General features: G+C 49.0%; 18 protein-coding genes. 6 read left to right on the top strand and 12 right to left on the bottom strand.

Annotated elements, in window-relative coordinates; all coding sequences use genetic code 11:
• The 9 genes from FXZ76_RS03375 to tilS form a co-directional block, all read right to left on the bottom strand.
• Positions 1-3099, bottom strand: a complete 3099-nt coding sequence (locus FXZ76_RS03375) for a type III restriction-modification system endonuclease (protein ID WP_079535769.1) — start codon at positions 3097-3099, stop codon at positions 1-3.
• 1 nt (position 3100) lies between these two features.
• Positions 3101-4642, bottom strand: a complete 1542-nt coding sequence (locus FXZ76_RS03380) for a site-specific DNA-methyltransferase (protein ID WP_197682097.1) — start codon at positions 4640-4642, stop codon at positions 3101-3103.
• A 238-nt stretch (positions 4643-4880) separates the two neighbouring features.
• A complete protein-coding gene (locus tag FXZ76_RS06480) occupies positions 4881-5009 on the bottom strand; it encodes a hypothetical protein (RefSeq protein ID WP_269457033.1) in 129 nt (42 codons plus the stop codon).
• Positions 5002-5775: a DUF4391 domain-containing protein gene (locus tag FXZ76_RS03385; protein WP_079535770.1), complete on the bottom strand. Its 774-nt coding sequence runs from the start codon at positions 5773-5775 to the stop codon at positions 5002-5004. Before FXZ76_RS03385 ends, FXZ76_RS06480 begins: the two co-directional genes overlap by 8 nt.
• On the bottom strand, positions 5772-8408 hold the full coding sequence (locus FXZ76_RS03390; RefSeq protein WP_197682098.1) for a helicase-related protein: 2637 nt from the start codon (positions 8406-8408) through the stop codon (positions 5772-5774). Before FXZ76_RS03390 ends, FXZ76_RS03385 begins: the two co-directional genes overlap by 4 nt.
• Before the next feature lie 233 nt (positions 8409-8641).
• Entirely contained in the window at positions 8642-8851 is a 210-nt protein-coding gene (locus FXZ76_RS06380; protein WP_197682099.1) for a hypothetical protein, read from the bottom strand.
• A gap of 877 nt (positions 8852-9728) precedes the next feature.
• Positions 9729-10847 carry a tRNA 2-thiouridine(34) synthase MnmA gene (gene mnmA, locus FXZ76_RS03395; RefSeq protein ID WP_079535772.1) on the bottom strand — a complete coding sequence of 373 codons (1119 nt, stop codon included), beginning with the start codon at positions 10845-10847 and terminating at the stop codon, positions 9729-9731.
• A 122-nt stretch (positions 10848-10969) separates the two neighbouring features.
• Positions 10970-13378 carry an HAD-IC family P-type ATPase gene (locus tag FXZ76_RS03400; RefSeq protein ID WP_231961740.1) on the bottom strand — a complete coding sequence of 803 codons (2409 nt, stop codon included), beginning with the start codon at positions 13376-13378 and terminating at the stop codon, positions 10970-10972.
• Positions 13379-13411: 33 nt separating this feature from the next.
• Positions 13412-14509, bottom strand: coding sequence for a tRNA lysidine(34) synthetase TilS (gene tilS / locus FXZ76_RS03405; RefSeq protein ID WP_079535774.1), 1098 nt, complete (start codon positions 14507-14509; stop codon positions 13412-13414).
• A 73-nt stretch (positions 14510-14582) separates the two neighbouring features.
• Between tilS and FXZ76_RS03410 the strand changes: the two genes are divergently transcribed.
• Together FXZ76_RS03410 and mihF are read left to right on the top strand one after the other, a co-directional pair.
• Positions 14583-15104 (top strand): ferritin, encoded by a 522-nt coding sequence (locus tag FXZ76_RS03410; protein ID WP_079535775.1) that lies wholly within the window; start codon positions 14583-14585, stop codon positions 15102-15104.
• A gap of 181 nt (positions 15105-15285) precedes the next feature.
• Entirely contained in the window at positions 15286-15594 is a 309-nt protein-coding gene (gene mihF / locus FXZ76_RS03415) for an integration host factor, actinobacterial type (RefSeq protein WP_079535776.1), read from the top strand.
• A 244-nt stretch (positions 15595-15838) separates the two neighbouring features.
• Here mihF and FXZ76_RS03420 read toward each other — a convergent pair whose 3' ends face one another.
• The gene (locus tag FXZ76_RS03420; protein WP_079535777.1) at positions 15839-16678 is read right to left on the bottom strand and encodes a deoxyribonuclease IV; all 840 of its coding nucleotides are present in this window, start codon (positions 16676-16678) and stop codon (positions 15839-15841) included.
• A gap of 29 nt (positions 16679-16707) precedes the next feature.
• Positions 16708-16899: a 50S ribosomal protein L28 gene (gene rpmB, locus FXZ76_RS03425; protein ID WP_079535778.1), complete on the bottom strand. Its 192-nt coding sequence runs from the start codon at positions 16897-16899 to the stop codon at positions 16708-16710.
• Between the two features lie 155 nt (positions 16900-17054).
• On the opposite strand from rpmB, the gene FXZ76_RS03430 reads away from it, so the two are divergent.
• The 3 genes from FXZ76_RS03430 to FXZ76_RS03440 all read left to right on the top strand — a co-directional run bounded on the left by FXZ76_RS03430 (position 17055) and on the right by FXZ76_RS03440 (position 21033).
• Positions 17055-18161 (top strand): carcinine hydrolase/isopenicillin-N N-acyltransferase family protein, encoded by a 1107-nt coding sequence (locus FXZ76_RS03430; RefSeq protein ID WP_079535779.1) that lies wholly within the window; start codon positions 17055-17057, stop codon positions 18159-18161.
• 75 nt (positions 18162-18236) lie between these two features.
• Positions 18237-19160, top strand: a complete 924-nt coding sequence (locus FXZ76_RS03435) for a pyrroline-5-carboxylate reductase family protein (protein ID WP_079535780.1) — start codon at positions 18237-18239, stop codon at positions 19158-19160.
• A gap of 127 nt (positions 19161-19287) precedes the next feature.
• Positions 19288-21033, top strand: a complete 1746-nt coding sequence (locus FXZ76_RS03440; RefSeq protein WP_079535781.1) for an OPT/YSL family transporter — start codon at positions 19288-19290, stop codon at positions 21031-21033.
• Here FXZ76_RS03440 and FXZ76_RS03445 read toward each other — a convergent pair.
• Complete coding sequence (locus FXZ76_RS03445; RefSeq protein WP_231961741.1) at positions 21001-22218, bottom strand: Mbeg1-like protein; 1218 nt, start codon at positions 22216-22218, stop codon at positions 21001-21003. The two genes, FXZ76_RS03440 and FXZ76_RS03445, sit on opposite strands and share 33 nt — an antisense overlap.
• Before the next feature lie 195 nt (positions 22219-22413).
• Between FXZ76_RS03445 and FXZ76_RS03450 the strand changes: the two genes are divergently transcribed.
• Positions 22414-23751, top strand: coding sequence for an amidohydrolase family protein (locus tag FXZ76_RS03450; protein ID WP_079535782.1), 1338 nt, complete (start codon positions 22414-22416; stop codon positions 23749-23751).
• Positions 23752-23866: the final 115 nt, after the last annotated feature.

Consider the following 23866-nt stretch of genomic DNA (forward strand, 5'->3'; position numbering starts at 1 on the left):
CTAAGCCTTCACCGCCTCGTATTGATACGACATGCGCACGTTGTAGTGGAAGTCATCTCCAAGCTCCAGCGCCTCGAAGTGCTTCTTGGCGCAGCCGATCTTGATCTTCTCCGCGTCGCGCAGGGCAGGTTCGCCGTTCTTGCCGCCCTTGGTCTCGGTCACGAAGTACACGCGGCGCTCGCCGTCGGCCTCCTCGACATACGCCCAGTCGGGGTTGTAGCTGCCGAGCGGCGTGTCGATCTTGAACGACGAAGGGAGCTTCGCGAACACGAGCACCTCCTCCTGCTTGTCGAGTGCCTCGGCAAAGGAGCGCTCGACCCCCGCCGAATCGTAGACAACGTAGTTGTACAGGCTCTTGCCCGTCACATCCGGCTTCCACGCGTTCTGCCCGAGGTAGGCGGTATAGTCGTCGAGCTCGAGGTCGCGCATGGTGTACCACTCGTCCTCGGGAAGGCGCACGTACTTGATGCCCTGGGCGATGAGGTCGTTCTTCACGCGGTTGATCTTGTCGCCGACCTGCGCGAGGAAGGTCGCGGGATCGATCTCGAACTCGTCGAAGCGGCTGCAGCCCTCGAGGATTGCCTTGATGGTGCCGCGGGTGAGCCCGACGGCGTCCTGAAGCTCTGCAATCGGGTCGGGAAGGTCGTATTTCACCTTTCCCGAAACGGACACCACGGAGGTACCCGTGCCCTCGGCGCTCACGCCCGCGTCGTCGATGCCCAGAGAGGCGCGCTCGCTCGTCACCTGGGGCGGGCGCACGGCGAGCATGCCGTCGACCGCCTCGATGGCGCGTTCGATGAGCTTGTCGGAGTCTACCTCGACCTGGAAGCGCGTGCGCTGGCGGATGCGGTCCCACAGGGCCTGGAACGCAGGGTCGAGCGTGACGTCCTTCTGCAGCTCGACAGAGACCTCCTTGGCCTTGTCGCGAATCTGTACCCTCTGGGACTTGTGAATGATGATCGCCTCGACCTGCTCCTTCGCTGGCTCGAGCTCGGCGGGAAGATCCACCTTGCCCTCCTCGGCCGCTGCCTTCAGCTCGGGAGTAACCGCGCCCTTGTCGTCGACCATGCCGGTCGCGACGAGGTGGTCGTAGACCTGCTTGGACTTCTCGTAGCCCAGGCGCTCCTCGACGCCATTAGCGCTCTTGACCGTAACCTTCGTGAAACTCTCCGGGGTGATGACGCCGAACTTGAAGTCATCCGCCTCGAGTTCCTTCTGAAGGCCGTTGGCGAAGTCGTCGTAGCTCTCGTTCGCGATGACGGTGAGCACGTTCGCCTCTGAGTCGTACAGGCGCTCGCCATCCTGATTCACGCACAGGCGCAGACCCCTACCGATCTTCTGGCGCTTGGTGAGGTTGTCCTTGGTCTCGACGAGCGTGCAGATCTGGAACACGTTGGGGTTGTCCCAGCCCTCCTTGAGCGCGGAGTGACTGAAGACGAAAGAGACGTCCTTGTCCACATCCTTGCCGTCCGGGAAGGAGATGAGCGTCTCCTTCTTCTGCATGATGAGCTCGAAGGCCCCAACGTCACCGGCAGTGCTGGCGGTTTCTTTGGAGTCCTTGAATTTGCCCTTATTGTCCTTGGCGAAATAACCTTGGTGCACGGCGTGGGGGTCGCGCACCAGCGGGGCGCCGACGGCCTCGTAGCACTCAAGCCACGTGCCACGGCCGACACCCGCTGCCTTAGCGATGCGAGGAGGTGCCTTCGAGCTCAGGGCATCTGCGTACTCCTCCTCGAACATCTGGGCGTACAGGCCGCCGTGGACCTCGGGCTCGTATACGCGGTAGCGGTCCACGCGGTCGATGAAGAAGAGCGAGAGCGCCTTCACGCCGCGCGGCCACAGTTCGAACTGGCGGGCTAGATGGTCCACGATGGTGCGACGGATCTGCGCGCGCTTGACGACCTCCTCGTTGACGTCCCCCAGCGCATCGCCCAGCTCGAGCACCTCACCGTTCTGGAACTCTATGAACTCTTCGCCGTCGGCGGCGCCGATGTTGTTGACGACCCAGCCGCTCTCGTAGTCGCTGTTCTCGCCGCTCTTCTGGTAGAGGTCGGCGCCGGTCTTCACCGTGACGGCCTTGCGCTTCTGCGTGCCGTCGGGCTGGCGCACGTCGATGGACACCTTGGCGGAGAACGGGTCAGCCTTTACGGACTCGAGCCTCACGTACGCGCCATTGAGGTTAGCCTCGGCCTTGATAGAGTCTACGCAGATGCCCTTCACCAGGTGGCGCTCGAAGGCGTCGACTGGCGTGAGGCGGTAGATCATGTTGTAGGCCTGCTTGTGCGTGGCCGAGTAGCGCAGCACGAACAGCGGGTTCAGGCTCCTGATGGCGGCCTTGGCCTGCTTGGTGTTGTCGACGCTCTGGGGCTCGTCGATGATGACGACGGGCTTGCAGGCGCTCACGAGCTCGCGCGGGCTGAAGCCGCCGGCGAGCTTCTCGCTGGGACGGTGGAAGAGGTTGCCCTCCTTCGCGGTGCCGTCTTTTTCCAGTCCCTTGTTGAACGCGTCGATGTTGATGATCATGACCTGGATGGAACTCGACGTGGCGAAGTTCCCCACCGCCCCCATGTCCTTCGAGTCGTACACGAAGTAGTCGAGTGGCGTGTGGTCGTAGAGCGTCTCGAAGTGCCTGCGCGTGGTCTGGAAGCTCTTGAGCACGCCCTCGCGGATGGCAACGCTCGGCACGACGATGACGAACTTGGTGATGCCGTAGCGGCGGTTCAGCTCGTAGATGGAGCGGATGTACACGTAGGTCTTGCCGGTGCCCGTCTCCATCTCGACGGTGAAGTCTCGCAGGCGTCCGTCGGTGAGGACGTCGGTTGCCGGGAGGCAGCCATCCTCCTGCACGGAGTGTAGATTGTCGAGGAGCTGGCCGGGCGCCACGCGGAGCTCGTTGCCGTGGCCAACGGTGTCGAACAGTTCCGCCTGTCCGCCAGGCAACACGCCGTCGCTGAATAGTTTGTCTTGGCCATAATCGGCATAGTTGACCATGAAGCTGCTGCTGGCGAACTGCTGCCCGCGGAACAGGTCACAGGTTGCCTCTATAGCCTCCAGCTGATGCTGTTGATTGGATGAAAATTTGAACTCGAGCGACGCCATGCTAGACCGTCCTCAGTTCAATCTCGCAGCCCATGCGCTCGCCGGCGTGCTTGAAGATCTGCAAGGCGTTGAGTTTGAGCGTGTCGTCGAGAACGGAGTCGAGGATGAGAACGCGCCTGGGCTCCATGTCGGCAATGGCCTCGAGAGCTTCGATGGTGAGGCCTCGGGACATGCAGCAGACGAGCTCGTCGCAAGCGACAGACCAGATGGGATAGCCGGCGGCTTCGGACTTCTCGACGGGCAGCGTGAGCTCTAGGCCCCACTTGAGCATCATCTCGAAGACGATGTCGAGCTCTGTGCGATCGGACTTCACCACATCGAGCATGAGCTGACCGGGATCAGGGCGCTCGATGCCTGAGTCATCGAGCACGAACACGCGGAAGCCAATGTCGGGCAGCTGTTTGGGCGCCTCACCAAGCTTAAGCTGACGGTTGGATTCCTCGAGCTCGTTCTTAATCTTGTTCCCTGCACGACGGATGCGTTCTTCGCCGATGTCACAGAGAGTTAGATAACCTGCCTTGTAAGCAAATGAGTCCTCATTGAGCACCTCGGGCAGCTGGACTGCGATTAGACGTCTATTTCCGGAATCCTCGTAATTAGCCTCGAACAGCGCTTGGCCAGTCGTGCAGGAGCCAGAGAAAAAATCAAGGACAATGCAGTCTTTGTTTGTAGCTAGCTCCATAAACCTACGAATCAAACCCACGGGTTTCGGGTTGTCGAAAACCGCAACGCCGTCAAATAGTTTCTTTACGAGCTGAGTGCCATTTGTGGTTGTCTCTACATCGTCCCACCAAGTTTTTGCGACCTTCCCGCGGTCAACCGCTTCCGTCAGAAACCTTTTTCTTTGTGGCCCACCCTCTCCAGTAGACCCAAATACGATACGCCCGTCTTTCTCTAACTCAAGGAAACGAGCATAATCATTCTTCCAGCTACGTCCTGGGTTCGGCGTATATATAACGCCGGTATTAGGATTAGTAATCTCATATTGTTGATTAGGTCGCCATCCTCCGACCTGGAAGGGGTCTGCTTTCCAGGGGCCACGTGGGTCGTTATCTGGGTTGGAAAAGCCCTCTCCATCGTCACGGAGCCTAAAATCGGATCTATTCCTGACAAAGTAGTCCATGTTCTTGAAATAAATGAAGTTATAGGTATGCGAAACGGAAATTAGTGCAGTATTTGTTACCGACTTGGTTGAATTCCAAATAACATCACCGCAGAAATTTTTTTCTCCAAATATTTCGTCAAGAAGAGACTTTAAGTTAGAGCACTCGGCATCACTAATGCTGATAATAATGACGCCGTCATCGCTCAATAGCTCGCGAGCCAGCCTCAGTCTGGGATACATCATGGAGCACCAGTCGCTGTGGTAGCGACCGCTCGTATCGGCGTTGGACTGGACAGCAAGACCGGCCTGTTCTTTGTAGTTTTCAATCGTGTCGCCGAATTTGTCCTTATAAACAAAATCATGACCCGTGTTGTAGGGTGGGTCGATGTAAATCATCTTGACCTTACCGTGGTAGCCGCGCTGCAGGAGCTTCAGCACCTCAAGGTTGTCTCCCTCGATGTAGATGTTGTCCGAATCGAAGTGGCCATCCTCGCCGTCGTGGCTACGGCTCTTCTCCACGCAAGGACGAAGCGTCGCCGTGCTGACGGTCTGCGACTGGCGGATGGCATCGGCCTTGCCGGGCCACGTGAACGCGTAGCGCTCCTGACCTTTCTCGACCTCGTCGCCAAGCAGTAGGCGCAGCTTGTCGAAGTCTATGCAGTGAGAGTCGCTGCCATTAACTCTCTCTCTCTCTCTCTCCAAGGCCGCGCTCGGTCACGATCTCGGGAAACAGCCGCTTCAGCTGCTCGATGCGGTCAGTGACCAGGTCCTCGGACGCTAGGTCCATCTTCTCGATGTCAGCCATTACAGATCTCCTTTATCTCATCGGCGACCGCCCTCAGGCGTCGCTCCTCTTCCTTCATTTCCATCCTCAGCTTCGCGGACTCGTTGAGCGTTATATCCTTCGACCGTCGCTGTTCCTTCATCCGCTTGACGGAGGCTCCCAGCTCATCGTAGCGCGACGTGAGGGCGATCAGTTTTTCCCGGTCTCGAGCAGGGCATGCAGGGTAGAACCCCAGGCCGCCGATCGCGCGGGACAGCGCTACGGCGCGCGCCATGTCGAGCAGGTACTCCCAGAGATCGCCCTGCGAGAGCCGCTCGAACGCCAGCACGCCTAGGAAGTCCGCGTATTCCGGGCTGTACGGGTCGAACGCGCCTGTCGCCTCGATCCGATCGACGACCGTCGCGCCCTGCTCGGCCTGGCTCTTTCGCGTAAGGGCGACCGACACGCACGCGCAGCCGCCCGCCTCGACCAGGAGCGCCGTCGGGTTCGGGAAGCACTTGTGCACGAGCTCCGCCACCTCCGCAACAGCCATGGTCCCGGCTGCCATCTCGCAGCGAAGGAAGACGACGCTCTGCACGTTGTGATCGTCGTCCTCGTACGGCGGGATGCGCGTCGTGGACTTCTGGACCGTGGCGAAATGCTCGAGGCGCGCAACCTTGTCAAGCCTCTTCTGCTCGGTCTTGGTGAGCATCGCCTGCTTGACGAGCACCGTCTTGGGGATGCGGCGGCATCCCGCGAGCGCCGCTTCGGGCAGGCGCAGGATCCCGTTCCAGTCGACGCCGCTCATCGCAGCACCGCGAAACATACCAGCGAGTAGTCGTTGAAGCCCATGACGGTGCCGCTGCCGACCTCGCCCAGGCTGAACAGGCTCTCGATCCCCTTGTCCTGCTGCGTCCCGGTGATGGCCGCCACGACGTCGTCGAGCAGGTCGGTGTAGGCGTCCATCCTCGTCCCGTCGCGGGTCTCGCGGTTGAACTCGCGGCACAGCTCGGCGATGGGCTCTGGGCTCCCCGAGCAGACGGCGCGCATGATGTCGAGCGCCGGCTTGGGCTGCGTGTGCTTCGTCATGACCTCGCCGTCGGCCGACACGTACACCACGTAGTAGGGGAAGACGGGGTTCGTGTCCCTGGGGTCGTCTCCCTCGTCGTTCTGCTTGAGGCAGAAGACCACGCCTGGCTTAACGTCGCCGCGGAGCTCGTCGGGGATGGGGGCCACGGCGTGCAGTCCCGCCGGCGAGTTCTCCAGCGCGCCGGGATGCTCCTTGGCGTAGCGCTGGAGCTCCACGCGGAAGTCATCGAAGGCGAAGTCCGTGATGGAGATGCCGCCCGAGATGTCCTCGAGGTCGAGCACCTCGCTCTTGAGCTGCTGGAGCTGCCGGCGGCGGTACTTGAGGTCGTTCATCTCGCCGTTGCCCTTGGCCTCCAGCACGTTCTCCTCGCCGGTGGCCGACGCGTCGAGCAGCGCCATGCGCCCCTTCACGCGGCCCTCCAGCTGGATGTACTCGTCGAGCGCGATGTCCGGCCAGAAGTTGACCAGCTGGATCTGGGAGTTCTTCGATCCCAGGCGGTCGATGCGGCCGAAGCGCTGGATGATGCGCACGGGGTTCCAGTGGATGTCGTAGTTCACCAGGCAGTCGCAGTCCTGCAGGTTCTGGCCCTCGGAGATGCAGTCCGTCGCGAAGACGACGTCGATCTCGCCGAGCGCCCTCTGGCTCTCCGGCAGCTCCTTTGAGACGGGAGAGAACCTCGCGAGGATGTTCTCGAAGGTGGTCCTGGGGAGCTTCAGCGAGTAGGTCCGGTTGGAGCTGCCCGCCACCTCGGCGCACTCGATGCCGAGCTCGCGCTTAAGCCAGGGCGCCAGCTGCTCGAAGAGGTACGCCGTCGTGTCGGCGAACGCGCTGAACACCAGCACCTTGCGGTTGCCGGGGTTGTACGGGTCCCTGACCTTGCCCGCGATGAAGTCGCGCAGCTTCACGAGCTTGGCGTCGCGCTCGGGCGTCACCGCGTCGGCATAGGTTAGTAGGGCCCGGAGCACCTGTATGTCGAAGTCGAGGTCCTGGCCCAGGCGCAGGGCGTCGACGTCTCGCAGGTCGACTCGCACCTTGCCGCCGGCCTCGAACTCCTCGGCATCGTCGTCGTCGAACCCGTCCTCGAGGCCCTCGGTGCCGTAGGCGACCCCCGACGCGTCGGCGTCGAGCCTCGCGCGCAGCTCGACGCAGCCGTCGAGGATTCGTCGCAGCGTGATGCGGAAGCTGTTCACGGAGGACTCCATGCGCTTGAGGACGTTGATTCGCATGAGGTTGGCCACCGCCGTCGTGCGGTGGACCTGGCTCTCGAAGTCCTTGCCCCACGTGTCCCCGTAGCGGTCCTCGTACTTGCGGCGCTGGTCGGCGCGCACGTAGGAGAGCACCTGGTACTGGGCGAACGTGAGCTGGGCGATCATGTCGTTGAGCTCGGCTATCGGCGGCAGCTCGCCTTCCAGGTCGATGGGCGTCTGGAACGACAGGGGCGGCCGGCGCGCCGGGAAGGTCCCGCACGCGGCGCCGTAGTACTTTGTGATGTGCTTGCGGCTGCGCGCGATGGTCAGCACGTCGAGCAGCTTGAAGTAGTCGGCGTTCACCGCGTTCACGAAGCTCTCGGTCGTGCGCTCGGAGTCGGAGAGCTTGCTCCACTCGTTGAACCTCTGCTGGGCGACGCGCGTCACGTGGGTGATCGACGGGATGCCGTCGGTATCGGCGAGGTACGCGTCGTCTCCCTCGGTGATGAGCTCGATCTGGTTTCGCAGGTCGAGCAGGCGGTTGTTCACCGGGGTGGCAGAGAGCATGAGCACCTTCGTGCGCTGGCCCGACTTGATGACGTCCTCGATGAGGCGCGTGTAGCGGTCGGTCTTGTCCGCGTCGGTGCTCTTGTTCCTGAAGTTGTGGCTCTCGTCTATGACGAGGAGGTCGAAGTGGCCCCAGCGCAGGTGCTCGAGGTCCACCTCGCCGCTCATGCCGTGGTAGCGCGAAAGGTCGGTGTGGTTGAGCACCGTGTAGCTGAAGCGGTCGTCGGCCAGCGGGTTGCGGTCGTCGTTGTCCTGGGTCCACAGGGTCCAGTTGTCACGCAGGCGCTTGGGGCACAGCACGAGGATGCGGTCGTTGCGCTCCTGGTAGTACTTCATGACGGCGAGCGCCTCGTAGGTCTTGCCCAGGCCCACCGAGTCGGCGATGATGCAGCCCTTGTACTTCTCCAGCTTGCGGATGGCGCCCACGACGGCGTCCTTCTGGAAGTCGTAGAGCTTATTCCAGACCACGGACTCCTCGAACTTGAGGCCGGGGCGGATGCCGTTGTCCTCGTCGTCCTCCATGAAGTCGCGGAACAGGTGGTAGAGCGTTAGGAAGTACACGAACTCGGGCGGATTCTCGCGGTAAAGGGTGCTCACTTGGTTTGCAACTTCATCAGTTACCTCTTGAACCATGGTTGGATTATTCCACACCTGTTCAAACATAGCTTTTAGGCCTGCAACCTCACTTGTCCCTTCATATTTGGAGACGCCTGTCACTGTGTTTGGGCGTCGTTCAAAGCCAAGTCCTTCTTGTGTGAAATCTGCAGCAGCTCCCATAAAGCCTGTGCAATTACCGCTACCGCCTTCCACAATATATGTTCCGCCTGGAACTATTTTTCCTGAAGAGATTGCTGATTTAAAAACTCCCTTTTCTTTAATCCAGTTTGCACACTGTTTGGCAAGTGATTTTTGGTTAAGTTTATTCCGTAACGTGAGCTCAAGGCCAGTTCCTGCGATTCCTTTTTCTCTTGATTTTTGCGCAAGTTCAAACTCACGCGGAGTTTTGTCTTTTTCCATCCTTTTGACAAAAGTTGGCTCACTGAACAAGAATCTTACACAGTCTATTTTAGAGAGTTCTTCTTTTAGCTCACCATAGGCGAAGACCGTAAAGTAGCTGCTAATAATCGATAGTTTTGAACCCTCGTCTAGAGATTCAGCGAGCGCATCGCCGAGTCTATTTTCCCCTATGTTGTCTAGAAATTGCATTTCTAATATTTTATCGCGCTTTAACAATAAAGCTTTTGCCGTACTTTATGGGACTGTCTCGGCTGCATCCACAATTCGCATTCCTTTGTGTTTAAATTCGTGCTGGCGTGCGCGTGCAAATTTCCCTTTATGGCATCTAAACCCTAAAGCGTCCTGCTTCATTTCTGGTGCAACAGTCACGCAGGCAGTCCTTTAAAAACTTTGGGCGTTCACGTTAAACACCTTCAACACGAATTGCTCATGCATTGTCAATTCTCTAGAGTTATGTTCCCTCAAATTCTCTGCGAACTAGCTTCGCGAAAAAACCCTAGTATTCTTAGTCGCGCTGCACGTCCATTTTTTGACCCAGTTTCGTTTTCTTTTGCTTCTAAATGCACGCATTGTCTTTTTTTGTTGATGTTAGACGAATAACGAGCGTTTGAATGTTTGTGTCGAGTGTTTTGATTTTGACCTTTTCCGGTGAAAATGGGTTTTGACTTAGGCCGCTTTAAGAAGAGAAATATACATGTTTATGTCGAGTGTTTTGAACTCGCTCGTTTTAATTGAAAATGGGTTTTGATTGATGCAGATTCAGATTAGCTTTTGAATGCATGCCCCCGAAATCTCGAGTCTGCCTTCTGCCTTTGATGCTTTTGAGCTGCTGTGTAGCTATCTCGATGGTTCTATTGGCTTTTATGACGTGAAGTGGATGAGTGGGGAAGAAGAAGTGCTTTATTTGGCGCTTGTGATAAACCCACCACCGAGGACGATGTCGCCGTCATAGCACACAACCGACTGGCCTTTGGCAGGCGCGCTAACACCGTCTGGGAAAACGAACGTTGCTTGATTATCGTCGTTCACAATGGCAGTGCATTCAATGTCTTTCATGTTGTAGCGAATTTTTGCGGTGCACGCTATTTTGTCTCCAATTTTTGGTGAGATTGAAATCCAGTTGAAGTCGGTTGCAACAACTTGCTCTTTAATCAAATCTTCTTTTTCACCGATGGTGACTATGTTGTTTTCTTTGTCGATGTTAGTTACATAAACTGGATGACCCATCGCAAGGTTTAGTCCTTTGCGCTGCCCGATTGTAAAGCTGTGGTTTGCTGGAAATGTGCCTAGTTTTTGTCCTTGTTCATCAACGAACGTGGCTTGTTTTACTGGTCTTTCTATATTTTTTAGTTTTGTGTAGTGCGAAATGAAGTTATCTACGCTTCCATTTTCAACAAAGCATATGTCTTGCGATTCTTTCTTTTCCGCAACAATCATGTCATGGGCAGCTGCGATGTCGCGCACCTCATTTTTTGATAAATGTCCGATTGGGAACACGATGTGTGGGAGTTGTTCTTTTGTTAGCGTGTGAAGAACATATGATTGATCTTTTCTAGGGTCGTCTCCGCGTTTTAAAACTAATGCATTTGTGTTTGACAGTGAACTTTCGACTTTTTCAATTTTTGCATAGTGCCCAGTCGCGATTATGTCTGCTCCAAACCACTTGGCTTTTTTGATTAAAACGTCAAATTTCAAATGTTTATTGCAAGCAATGCATGGGTTGGGAGTTCTGCCTGCAAGGTAGGCTGCAACAAATGGGTCCACAACATGCTTTGTGAATTCCTCTTTGCAATTGAGCGTGAAGTGGGGGATTCCAATTTTGTGACAAACTTCTTTGGCATCATCAATGTCGTCGACAGAACAACACCCCGATTCAATTGGCCTTCCCAAAAGCTCTGAATCAAAAAGCTTCATGGTGGCACCGATGCACTCGCCGCTAGCTTCGTTGCAAATGAGTGCTGACACAGCAGAGTCAACGCCTCCGCTCATGGCAACTAATATTTCTGCTTTTTTTGTCATGTTTCCTATTATTGCAACAATGTTCTTTGCTGTCGAATGATTCCTATTCTTTTCTGAATCATCAATTTAGAGACGCTCACGTTAAGAAACAGTTTAAAAGTCATTTAGTCATCACTTTGCTATTAAAAGAATTTTTTGAAAAGTTTTGTGACCCTGTCTTCTTTGTCTAAAGCTTCATTTTTAATAGCATTTTTGTGCCATTTGTCCAAATAATTATAAAGTTTGTTATAGATTACAAAATTTACTGCACAAATTACAACAAGCATAATTGACATGTGCGTGTCTATTTCAGCAAGGTCGAAAATTGGCTTCATGTAGGAGATTGTTATAATCAGCGCAACAATAACACCTGCGATTAGCACTATGCGAAGCGGTGTGTAGGGATATGAAATTCTGACGATGAGCATCACTCCAAGGAAACACAGGGCAACAAGCGAACAAGTTTCAATTTCCATCGAATCAAGGCCCAAAAAGCAGTTGCCAATGATGCTGATTGCAAAAATTCCCAATATTGCACAAAGCGCGCCCGGAATAGATTTCACGATGCAGTTTGCGAGGAAGTGGCCTCTCACAAGTTCGTGGTTTGGCTCAAGCGCCAAAATAAACGAAGGAATTCCAACGCACAAGCATGAAAACACAGTCATTTGAATTGGCGTGAATGGGTATTGCCAAGGTAAAATCAAGAAAACAATTGCCAGCACAAGGCTCATTATTGTTTTCACGAGGAACAGCGAACCCGAGCGCTGCAGGTTGTTGATTGAGCGTCTGCCTTCAGCAACAACTTCTGGCATGTGTGCAAAGTCGTTGTCTACGAGAATCAGATGTGCAATGTTTCTTGCTGCGTCGGAACCTTCCGCCATAACAACTGAGCAGTCAGCAGCTTTGAGTGCCATAACATCGTTTACACCATCACCAGTCATTGCGACCGTTTTGTGGCCTTTTTTGAGTGCTTTGACAAACATTTCTTTTTGTTCTGGTTTCACTCGTCCAAACACTGAATATTTAAAGACAGCATCGTCGATTTGTTCTGGGGTCACAAGAGTGGTTGCGTCGACATACTTTTCGGCATTTGCAATTCCCACTTTCTTAGCAATGCCACTCACAGTTCGTGGATCATCTCCTGAAATCACTTTTATGCCTACGCCTTGATCAGCGAAAAACGAAATTGTTTGAGCTGCGTTGTCGCGAATTTCATCGTCTATGCAAACAAAGCCGATTGGTTCGGGCTTTCCTTGGAGTTTTGGCAGGTTGTCAACTTCTTCAAACCCGTCAACTTTAGCTACAAGCAAAACTCTTGATTCTTGCGTTAACCTGTCTAGTTGGTCTTTTATTCTGTCGTAGGCCTCTTTGTTGTTGGCTAAAACAAACTGCGCCGCTCCCATGCAATAGGAATTTTTATTTGAAAATGTTGCACCCGACCACTTGTTGTCTGACGAAAATGGAGCTATTAAAGTTGGGGTGAGCACGTTGATTTCAAATCGCTCTTTGTAATATTTCTCTATTGCAAGAGCAGTCTCATTTTTGTCAACGTCAGAGTAAACGAGTGACTTTAGAGCTTGGTTTATTTCGCCTTTGTCTTCTTCTTTTATTGCAACGACTTTTGTCACATTCATGCGGCCAGAGGTGATTGTTCCTGTTTTGTCCAAACAAAGAGTTTCAACCCTGGCAAGAGTTTCGATGCAATAGAGTTTTTGCACAAGCACTTTTTTCCTTGCAAGGCGCACAACCGACACAGCCAAAACAGTTGATGTGAGCAAAATCAAGCCTTCTGGAATCATTCCTATCAATGCCGACACGGTTGAGAGCACCGATTCGTTGTATTCGATAGAGTCAATGAAGTAGCTTTTAGAAAAAAGCAAAATTCCAACAGGAATTAAGATAATTGAGACATATTTAATAATCGCATTGAGCGACTTCATGATTTCTGAGTTTAGAGCTTGTTTCGCTTTGGCAGCATTTGTGATTTTTGCTGCGTAATTGTCGGCTCCCACGTGAATTATTCGCGCCCACACTTGTCCCGAATTAATAAAAGATCCGCTCATTAGCCTGTCGCCAATTTTTTTTGTGATGAGGTTGCTCTCACCAGTCAAAAGGCTTTCGTTGACTTGACAAGACGATTCAACAACTTCGCAGTCGGCTGGAACCTGATCGCCTCTTCCAATTTTAATGATGTCGTCTAACACCAGTTGTTCAGGGTTTATTTCGATTGTGTTGCCGTCTCTCATGACACACACTTTGTTGGCAACAACAATTGCAAGGCGGTCAGTTGTGATTTTAGATCTAATTTCTTGAACGATGCCGATGAGCACGTTGATGACAATGATGCCCATGAACAACAGGTTTTTGTATTCTCCAGTCAGGTAAACAAAAACTGCAAGAATAACGTTTACAAGGTTGAAAAGTGTGCAAATGTTCGATTTAAAAATTTCAGCATAGGAATTTGAATTTGGACTGTCGTCCACGTTCACTTGACCCTTTGCAATGCGAACTTTAACCTCTTGACTCGTTAGACCAACAATATCGCTTGTCACGAACACACTCCTAAATCTAAATAACCAACAGTTTTATATTCTCTTGGTTTTTTGTCGATAGGATGTCGCGGGTTGAATTATTACACCGTTTTTATTAGAAGAAACAATGAAATTACCCTGAATGTTGTCGGGGCTGAGTGCGACTGATTTATCGTTTTGAAAACGCTTCATGATTGAGTCGATGCTGCGCTCTTCAATTCTTGCCTCGTCTGGCAGAAGTTTTCGAAGCAATTCATAAATTGCTCGTTTTGCAATTGGTTTTTTTGCTGCTCCAAATGCAGGTTTCAGTTTTGCGCATTTGTGCTGCACAAAAATCATGCATTCTTTGTTCAATAGGTCTTTTGCAAGTTCCTGCATCATGTCATCTTCTTCAGCAATCAAATCCATGGTGCGTTTTAAAGTAGTCAAATGGTTTGGATTTCTCAACTTTGCTTTTGGCATAATTTCGTGTCGCACAAATGATCGAAAATTCGTGATGTCTTCATTTGTGACATCCTCACGCCACATTTGATCTGTGCTGTTTTTGTATCCTATTCCTGTGGCACATGCGCTTTTCACGCATTCCTCCAACTGGCTTCTGGAGATGTCAAGAAGTGGGCGCACAATGTTGCCATTTTTGTGATTCATTGAACGAAAACCGCCAGGTCCTGTGCCAACGATAGATCTCATGTAGAAATTTTCTGCACGGTCGTTGAGAGTGTGTGCAGTCAAAATTCGCCCGCTTGAAAATGGCTTGTTTGCGTGTTCGCATAAAGATTCAAGAGCAGTTTGCGCTAGTGAATATCTTTCACTTCTGCCAATAGCTTCGACGTTTTTCTTTGTCTCAGCAGCAATTTTTGGAACGTTTACTTCTGCTTTAAAAAGTGGAATTTCAAGTTTGTCGCAAAGGTCACAAACGAATTGCTGGTCGCTGTCGGCTTCAGCTCCTCGAATCATGTGATTAACGTGAATTGCAGCGATGTCGTGCACGTTGTTTGTGGTGAGCATTTGTTTAATTACATAGCAAAGAGCTGTTGAGTCACAACCGCCCGACACCATTATAAGAACTGGGCTGTCGGCTGTAAACAGATTGTGTTTACAAACGGTCTCTATTGCTCTTTTTGTTGTAATCTCAAGTGGTGAAGCTTCCATTTGCGCCCTAAAAAAATCGTGTATTAAAATGTTTTCACGCCAATAAATTATAAATTTAAAGGGGAGGAGAGATATGAATCAAAAAGTTTATGACCTCATCAACACACAAATTAACAAGGAACTTTATTCTGCCTATCTATACATGCAGATTGCCGATTTTTATGCCGATGAAGGTCTCGACGGTTATGCAAATTACTACATGATTCAAGCGGCAGAAGAACGCGACCACGCCTTGATTTTCAGAAAGTACATTCTTGAAAATGGTCAAAAGCCTGAGCTTCTAGCAATCGATCAACCAGACAAGTCATATGAAAGTGGCGACTATATGACTCCATTAAAAGATGCGCTTGCGCATGAAGAATATGTCACCTCGTTGATTAATGCAATTTATGCAGCTGCTGAAGAAGAAAATGACTACCGTGCCAAGCAGTTCTTGAAGTGGTTTATTGATGAGCAAATGGAAGAAGAGGACAACGCTAACGACATGATTGCTAAGATGAAGGTCTTTGGCGCCGACAAAAGTGGCCTGTTTGCTTTGAATAAGGAATATGCAACTCGCGTTTACACAACACCTTCACCTTTGGCCGCTAATTAAACTTGAGTTAATGGAAATTTTCTGGTTGGATTTTGAAATAAATGACTTTTATAGTGGTAATTTCCTGAAAATTTGCTAACATTATCACAGTTGATAGGGCTTAAAGATTATTGAGGTTAAGTCTTAGTTGTATTAAAAGAGCGGAACAAATTTGTTACGCAAGAGTAGAAGAGAGATGAATATGCCAGCTCCTACAATGACACCTGAGCAACGTCAAGCAGCACTTGAAAAAGCAAGAGTTGTTCGCACGAAGCGCAGTGAACTCACAAAGAAAATCCAAATGGGCGTATTAAAGCCAGAGAAAGTTTTGGAAGATGTTAAAGACCCAATTATCGGACGCATGAAAGTAAAGTCATTCATCAATGCTGTTCCTGGATATGGAAAGGTGAAAGCTGAAAAACTCATGGCAGAGCTCGGCATTCAAGAGACTCGTCGTCTTCAGGGACTCGGCAGCCGTCAAATGGAAGGACTCAAAGACGCTCTCAAGTAGTTTTTGATTGAAAAAATTCTTGGAATTTAAGGTTTTCTTTTAACTATCAAGCCCCAGAAATGGGGCTTTTTTATTTGTTTTAATGCGAATGGGTAATTAGCCCTAAAGTCGGCAATAAAGTTATGCAACAAAAAGCGCACTCTAAAAGTCATGTTTTGTGAATAAAACTCCATTTGAAAATGCAGGGTTTGCGCCGTGGTTGTTTTTAGACTTTGAGACGACCTGAGGCCTGGTTTAAGATTTGTTAGTCGCAGTGAGCGTCACGAAGCATTTTGATTTCATCGGCATATTCTGAAACTTTGTCATGAGGAGTTTCAAGATAGAAAGGCAAGTGCTTTAATGCTGGGTGGTTGGTTACTGCGCTTAAAGCTTCAAATCCGATGTGCCCAAGACCAATTGCCTCATGGCGATCTTTGTGTGCAGAGATGTCATTTTTAGAATCGTTTAGGTGAATTGCGTGGAGTCTGTTTAAACCAATTATTTTGTCAAATTCCTCAACAACACCATCAAGGTCATTTTTGATGTCATATCCACCTTCCCAAACATGGCAGGTGTCAAGGCAGACCCCAATTTTCTCTTGCACTTCCACGCGCTTTATGATTGCTTGAATCTCCTGGAATGTGCGGCCGACTTCGCTGCCTTTTCCAGCCATTGTCTCCAGAAGAAGCATTGTAGATTGATCTTTTGTGAGAACTTGATTGATTGCGTCAGCGATCAAGTCAATTCCGGTTTCTGGTCCTTGCCCAACGTGAGAACCAGGATGAATGTTATACATTTGCCCAGGAGTGTTTTCCATGCGCATCATGTCGTCGGTGAGAGTGTCGATTGCAAATTTTCGAACGCTTGGTTTTGCCGCGCAGAAATTTAGAGTGTAGGGTGCGTGAGCCAGAAAAGTTTTGATTTGAGCCTCGCCATCGCAATATTCTTTAAAAGCAGCAATGTCAGCTGGATTGATGTCTTTTGCTTTTCCGCCGCGAGGATTTCTTGTGAAGAATTGAAAAGTGTTTGCGCCTAATGAGTGCGCAACCTGCGCCATGTTAAGGTAGCCTTTAGAACAAGATAGGTGGCACCCGATTGTTAACATGGCACAAGTGTAATAGTTAGTAATCGAGCCTAAGCGCGCTCAACTTTACCTGCTTTGAGGCAAGATGTGCAAACTTTTGCTGAACGAACATGACCATTTTGGTCTTTGATTGTTACCTTCTGCACATTTGGGCGGTATGAACGATTTGTTACTCTGTGTGAGTGTGATACGTTGCATCCGAAAGTAGGCTTCTTGCCGCAAATTTCGCATACCTGTGACATATTTATATCTCCTTGCAATTCTTGTTTTCGCAATATCGCGACTATCTATTATACACATTTTCTCCTGCCGTTGTCCGGCTTTAGCATTAAGGTGAACCTATATAATTTTGTGTGTTCAATAGTTAAACATATTAGACAGTCTGCGGGGGTTATAGATGATTAAAAAGGCTGCAAAAATTGTGGGAGCTACAACTGCCGGAATTGCAGTTGGTTTTGCTGGAGCTTGTCTTGGTTTTTATGCTTCTCGTTTAAACACAATAAAATCACTCAAAAAGATAACTAAAACATGCACGCCGTTTGATCTTTACAGAATCGATGTTCGCTACAAATATGATCTTGATCGCTTGATTGAGCGTTGTTGTTCAAATGATGAAGAAATTGTAAATGCAATGTTGCGTGAGGCATTGCCTTTTGTGCCCGTTAAAATCAACGCGCCTGAATTTGGATGCACTTGTTTTTGCGCTCAAGATGACCACCACACTTTCATGGGTCGAAACTACGATTTCAAACTTGACACCTCTGCGTTGATGGTTCATTGTGCACCAAAAGATGGCTATGAATCCATTGCATTTGCAGCACTTGACAACCTTGATGCAAATCAAGCGACTTCATCTTTTAGAAGCAAAGTCGCATGTGTTCCTTCACCTTTGGTGTGTCTTGACGGAATTAACGAAGCAGGAGTGTCAATTGCAGTTCTCACGCTTGATAGCGAACCGACTCGTCAATACTCTGGAAAACCGGTGCTTGCGACAACTGTTCTAATTCGACTGGTGCTAGACCGTGCAAGTTCGACAGAAGAAGCCATTGATCTCATTTCAAAATATGACACATTTGCCACTAATGGGCGCGATTATCATTTCTTTATTTCAGACGCGAATGGTGACAGTCGTGTGGTCGAGTTTGACTGCGACACGCCAGACAGAAGAACGGTTGTGACTAAAAAGCGCACTGCAGCAAACTACTTTGCGGCGCACGAAGATAAAGTTGTTCCAAATCAGCGCAACGGGAAATATGGTCATGGCATGGAGAGATATGTTGCTGTGGAAGAAGTGTTAAACAGCACTAATCAAAATGTCAATCTAGAGGATGCTTGTTGGAGTGCTCTTCGTGCGTCTTCTCAGTTGCCAAATCCAAATGACATCACGAGCAACACTCAGTGGTCGATTCTTTTTGACAACAAAAGCTTGACCGCAACAATTGCAATTCGCCGTAATTGGACGGCCAAGTTCCGTTTTGCGATTAATGGAGTGCTTCAAGGTTAATTGAATTTATTCGTTTAGCGTTTAGCGGCGATTCATGCTGATTTTAATGTGCACGCGACAAAGGAAGTTCTAAAAATGACTGCAACAAAAAACATCAATCATTTAAACATTGGCTGCATTGGCGTTGGCCACATGGGTTCAGTTTTGGCACGTGTGTTTAGCGAGGGTGATGGGGATAACAAGGTTTTAATTTGCGATCATCTCGACGAAAAAGTTCAATCTTTGGCATCTTCGACTTGTTGCATTGCCTCAAATGTCAATGAAATTATTCATGATTGTGACGTCATCGTCCTTGGAATGAGGCCTCAAGACCAACCAACGGTTCTTCATGAGATTGCTCGTGTTTTGCACAAAAGAATTGAAGATAAAGAACAGCTCTTAATTGTCACTATGGCGGCTGGTGTGGCGTGCTCTCAGGTTCAAGAAAACCTTGGCTTTGAAATTCCTGTCATGCGAATAATGCCAAACACTCCAACTGACGTCGGTTTTGGCGCCATTCCATACTGCCTAAAAAGCGTCTGTGACTCTGAAGTATTCATCCAAGATGATGATGACAACGTTGAAAAGCCTGAGTGCGCACTGGCTGACAATGCTCTTAATGAGGGTGCTTTTTCTCTTGTGAAGGGGATAGTCTCTTTGCTTGAGAAGTCGGCAGTTGTTCTGGAGGTTTGCGAAGAAAACATGGATGCAGTTTGTGCATTGTCTGGCAGTGGTCCTGCGTTTGTCTATCGTTTTATCGATGCCATGTCTAGTGCTGGAAAAGCTTTAGGACTAAAAGACTTCACTGCTTCTGAGTTAGCGTTGCAAACAGTTCTTGGGTCGGCAATGTTAGCAAAACAATCAACACAAACGCCATCGCAGCTTGCCGATGCCGTTTGCAGCCCTGGCGGAACAACAATTGAAGGCGTGAATGTTCTTGACGCGTCTGATTTTGACGAGTGCGTGAAAAACACGCTTAAGGCCTCGTTCAAACGTTCTCAGGAGCTCTCAAAAGGCTAATTGAAGCCCTCCTGTCCTTTTGTTAATTCATAAAAATCTCACTTCATTTGGCGCATTTTAACAATATACTGCTTAGGCGTGTCAAATTCACGTTTTATTTAAAAATATTTAACTAAAAGGATTTTTAATGGAGTACATAAAAGACCAACTGACACTTCGCGGAACAATGATTGGGAGCATTGGTTGCATTATTATTACTGCCGCTTCAGTCTACACTGCTCTCAAGCTTGGAGCTTTGCCTTGGCCAATTGTGTTTGCTGCCATCATTTCACTGTTCTTCTTAAAAGCAATGGGGAAGGGAAAGGTTAGCCTGAATGAGGCTAATGTAACTCACACAATAATGTCGGCGGGTGCTATGGTTGCTGGAGGTCTTGCGTTTACAATACCTGCAGCATGGATGCTTGGTTATGCGAGTGAAGTTAGCATTTTTGAAATGCTGGTGATTGCTCTTACAGGCGTTATTCTCGGTCTTGTCTGCACCGCGCTTCTTCGCCGTCACTTCATTGAAGAGGCTAATCTTGAATATCCAATAGGAGAAGCTGCTGCACAAACTTTGATTGCAGGCAACTCTGGTGGAAAAACGGGCGTGAAGCTTTTTGGTGCGATGGGTTTTGCTGGAATTTACACTGCCCTTCGCGATCTTGTTGGAGTCATTCCTTCAATGTTTTTGTCAAACATCACAATTCCTGGTGTTTCGTTTGGAATTTACAATTCGCCAATGCTTCTGGCTGTCGGTTTTCTTGTTGGGACTGGAGCTGTTGTTGTTTGGTTTGTTGGAGCGTTGGTTGCAAACTTTGGAATTATTGTTGGAGGAAGCGCTGCTGGCCTTTGGGATGTTACAACTGCCCAAGGCATCGTTTCAAGTTTAGGCATGGGCATAATGATGGGTGCAGGATTCGGCGTTATTTTTAAAGACATTATCCCGAAAGCAATAAAGATGATTAAATCTTCTAGTTCTGGGGAAGAGACTAACAGTAAACAGTTGAAAGCTGGCGAGAAAAACACTAATAACAAGAAGTCAAGTTTCTGCAAGCTAACTGCAGGAATGTTTGGAATTGCAGTAGCAGCAGTTGCGCTTCTTGTTTGTTTTGTTTTGGGACTTGGAATCATTCCAACTTTGATTGTTGTTGTTCTGGCATTTGTTTCCACAGCGATGAGCGCTCAAAGTGTTGGTCAAACAGGAATTGATCCAATGGAGATTTTCGGGTTGATAGTCCTTTTGGCAGTTGCCGCTGCTTCTGATATTGTGCAAGTTAAACTTTTCTATGTTGCCGCAATCGTGGCTGTTGCTTGCGGCTTGGCAGGAGATGTCATGAACGATTTTCACGCTGGCTATCGACTTGGAACAAGCCCACAAGCTCAGTGGATTGGACAAGCAATCGGTTCTGTTCTTGGCGCATTTGTTTCTGTTGCTGTGATGGTTTTGCTTCTTGGAGCCTATGGCCCCGATGCTTTTGGACCACAAAGCCTCTTTGTTTCAGCTCAGGCTTCTGTGGTTGCAACGTTTGTTTCAGGCATTCCTAGCATTTCATCTCTCGTCGCTGGGCTTGTCCTTGGCGTCGTTCTTTATTTTGTCAAGTTTCCATCAATGATGTTAGGCCTTGGAATTTATCTTCCTTTTTACATGTCTTTTTCCGCTTTTTTGGGGGCGGTTGCGAAGTTATTTTATGACTTTGCTTGCAAATCGGTTGAGAGAAAACGTCATGATAAAAGTGCAGAAAAATCGTGTGAGAACGACAGTGCTAGCAAGGCTGTTGTTTCTAAAGAGCAGGAAGAAACCGGTCTTGTTGTTGCAAGTGGGCTTTTAGGGGGAGAGTCAATCGTCGGCGTTATAGCAGCACTAATTGTTGTTATTCTTGGAGCGGTCGCTTGAGTTACCGTTTGTGATTTTTGTCAGTGGTGATGCCTCTGCCAATCGTGAAAGCGATTCATCTTTGATTATGCTGGCAAAGTCGCCAATCACTTTAAAGATGAATTTTCTTGTTTGTTTGTCGATTAGCATCCCATTTTTTACAATGGTTGCAACGTTTGCAGGCATGTTTTGTTGAAACTCGCTGAATTTTGAGTGTCCTGATGAAATGAGGACGGCATAGAGCGCATCGATAAATTTTTCTCGCTCTTCGTCAGTTTCTGCATTTATCCATTCAGCAACTGCAGCGTCAAAAAATTGTGCAGACGGATTAATTTCTTCTTGTTTGACAAAATTGTGTTTTTCTACAATCCACGAGAAAGGATTGTGTTGAAACACGCTGTGAGAAGTCGATTTTACGACTGTGTAGTGATCATCTTTTTGAAGAATCATTCCAATGATTGACGATTCTGGCACAGTCTTAAAATATTTCTCATTAAACGATTTGCTGTCTTTGCGTGGTGATGGACTTGTCAGAAACGATGGACCGTCATGGTTAAAAATCAAAGCAATTCGTTCAAACAGCGCTTCTTCGCAGCAAAGGGCTGCAAAAGTTGCGAGGTTTCCTCCTTTTGAGTGACCACCAACAATAATTGGATAGTCGTTTAAAAGCGCTATGCCCGATAAATAAAAAAGAGCGTTTCGCTGGGAAGGAATGATCGACTTGTAGCTCAAGTTAAAATCTTCTTTCCATCCGCTAAAAGTGCCATCGGTGCCGCGGTAGGCTACGTAATTAAAGCTGTGTTTGCCGACGTGGGTGAAATTGATTGCAGCGAATTGTTTTTCGATTGCGTCGGCCACTTCGTTTTTGTAGCACGTGCAAGAAATGTCACGGTATCTTCGACTTGCAGTTAGAGCTAGCACAAAGTCCTTTGATTCTAGGCTGAAATAGAGCCAGGAATTGCTGATTAGTTCATCAATGTTTGCAAGACAAAGAATGTCATGCAACAACACTGTGTCATTTCCCAATGGAACAAGATCAAGAGAATGCGTAGTTTCTTTTCCGTGGTTTTCAACTGTCAGAGAGACTTTTGCGCATTCGAAATTGAAATAGCAAACCGATGACAACACTAAAGAGTCAACCTCATTGAACGGGAATTCATCAAAAGTTCGCTGTTCGTTTTGAAGATATGTGACAATGCTTCCCACACCTAAATTTTATATCGAAACATTTGCGCTAGATGACATCTTGCAAATCAGTTTGCTTCTTGCGCTTGATTTTTTTTCTAGAACTCTTTACTCATCAGGAAATGACACGCATTTAAGGCTTTAATTAGAGATTTTTGCGCATCAAGATGTGCCTATTGATAGAATTTCATAAATTGATGTCTAGGAGGGTTTTAAATGGCAACAGGTTTTATTAATGCAACAATTCTTGACGGAACAAAAGATATGACTCCGCAACAAAACATGTTCGTTTCAGTTAATGATGATGGAACAATCGAGAGCGTTTCACCTATGAGTTCGTTTAGTGCTTCCGATTGTTCAAAGACGACCGATCTTGAAGGCAAATATCTAATGCCTGGTCTCATTAACATGCATGTTCATTTGTGTGGCGATGGCCGTCCTCGCTCTTCTGATAATGCCGAAAAAACAGTGAGGTTAGCCTTAAGTAACCCAATCGGCAGAAGTGTTCTAAAAAGCATTTTGAAAAAATCACTTCAAAATCAGCTTGCAAGTGGAGTGACCACCGTAAGAAGCGTTGGAGACCCCGGGTTTTCAGATATCGCAGTCAGAGACCAAATCAACTCTGGCAAATTCGAAGGGCCTCGTTTGATTGCCTCAGGCTGTGGAATCACTGTTCCAAATGGTCATGCTCGTTTGTTTGCAAAGGCTGCAACGAGCGAAGAAGAAGCTCGCGCTCTTGTTAGAGAGCATTATGAAAAAGGTGCCGATCAAATCAAGCTTTTTATCACTGGTGGCGTTTTTGACGCGGAAGTTGAGGGTGAGCCAGGTGTGTTGCGAATGTCTCAAGAAATTGCCTCTGCGATTTGTGACGAGGCGCGAAAGCTTGGTTTAAAGACTTCTGCCCACATTGAAAGTGCAGAAGGAGTTGAAGTTGGACTAAAGGCTGGTGTTGACACCATCGAACATGGTGCTCCTCTCACGGAAGAGTTGATTGATCTTTTCAAGAAAAATGGCGCTGGCGTTAAATCTTCACTCACTTGCACGATTTCCCCAGCACTTCCTTTTACAGATTTTCCTCCCGAGCTAACTCATTCAACCCACATACAACAAGTCAATGGGCGAGTGGTTTATGAAGGCGTTGTTACTGCGGCAAGACAATCGCTCAAAGAAGACATTCCTGTCGGATTGGGGACCGACTCAGCTTGTCCGTTTGTTACGCACTATGACATGTGGCGCGAAGTAGTTTATTTTCAGCGTCACACAGGTGTGAGCAATGCTTTTGCTCTTCACACAGCCACTCTTAAAAATGCTGAGCTGTTAAGCGTTGCCGACAAAACAGGTTCTATTGAGGTGGGGAAGAGTGCCGATTTCCTCATCATTGACAAGAACCCATTGGACGACCTAATGGCTCTTCACGATGCAAACATGGTCGTTTTGAAGGGTAAAGTTGTAAAAGATGCGAAGGTAAAGCATCTCCCTGAACTCGACAGAGAGCTTGACAAGTTATTTGATTCGCTCGATAAAGACCCATTTGTTTCTGAGTGGGGAAACTAGCAAATATAATTGCATCAATCTTATGCAACTTAAATTGTTGGTTTTTAGTAATAGTGGTTTGTTAGGCATCTCTTTGTCGAAATAGTTTGATAAGTCCCATAAATGGAACTGGATA

Source organism: Phoenicibacter congonensis (assembly GCF_902386915.1).
In the GTDB taxonomy this organism is placed as follows: domain Bacteria; phylum Actinomycetota; class Coriobacteriia; order Coriobacteriales; family Eggerthellaceae; genus Phoenicibacter; species Phoenicibacter congonensis.

Bases quoted from the DNA above. Each gene is read 5' to 3' on its own strand.
- FXZ76_RS03410 (WP_079535775.1), top strand. From the start codon at position 14,583: ATGAATCAAAAAGTTTATGACCTCATCAACACACAAATTAACAAGGAA.
- mihF (WP_079535776.1), top strand. From the start codon at position 15,286: ATGCCAGCTCCTACAATGACACCTGAGCAACGTCAAGCAGCACTTGAA.
- FXZ76_RS03435 (WP_079535780.1), top strand. From the start codon at position 18,237: ATGACTGCAACAAAAAACATCAATCATTTAAACATTGGCTGCATTGGC.
- FXZ76_RS03385 (WP_079535770.1), bottom strand. From the start codon at position 5,775: ATGAGCGGCGTCGACTGGAACGGGATCCTGCGCCTGCCCGAAGCGGCG.
- FXZ76_RS06480 (WP_269457033.1), bottom strand. From the start codon at position 5,009: ATGGCTGACATCGAGAAGATGGACCTAGCGTCCGAGGACCTGGTCACT.
- FXZ76_RS03375 (WP_079535769.1), bottom strand. From the start codon at position 3,099: ATGGCGTCGCTCGAGTTCAAATTTTCATCCAATCAACAGCATCAGCTG.
- tilS (WP_079535774.1), bottom strand. From the start codon at position 14,509: ATGGAAGCTTCACCACTTGAGATTACAACAAAAAGAGCAATAGAGACC.
- FXZ76_RS03420 (WP_079535777.1), bottom strand. From the start codon at position 16,678: ATGTTAACAATCGGGTGCCACCTATCTTGTTCTAAAGGCTACCTTAAC.
- mnmA (WP_079535772.1), bottom strand. From the start codon at position 10,847: ATGACAAAAAAAGCAGAAATATTAGTTGCCATGAGCGGAGGCGTTGAC.
- FXZ76_RS03430 (WP_079535779.1), top strand. From the start codon at position 17,055: ATGATTAAAAAGGCTGCAAAAATTGTGGGAGCTACAACTGCCGGAATT.
- FXZ76_RS03440 (WP_079535781.1), top strand. From the start codon at position 19,288: ATGGAGTACATAAAAGACCAACTGACACTTCGCGGAACAATGATTGGG.
- rpmB (WP_079535778.1), bottom strand. From the start codon at position 16,899: ATGTCACAGGTATGCGAAATTTGCGGCAAGAAGCCTACTTTCGGATGC.
- FXZ76_RS03450 (WP_079535782.1), top strand. From the start codon at position 22,414: ATGGCAACAGGTTTTATTAATGCAACAATTCTTGACGGAACAAAAGAT.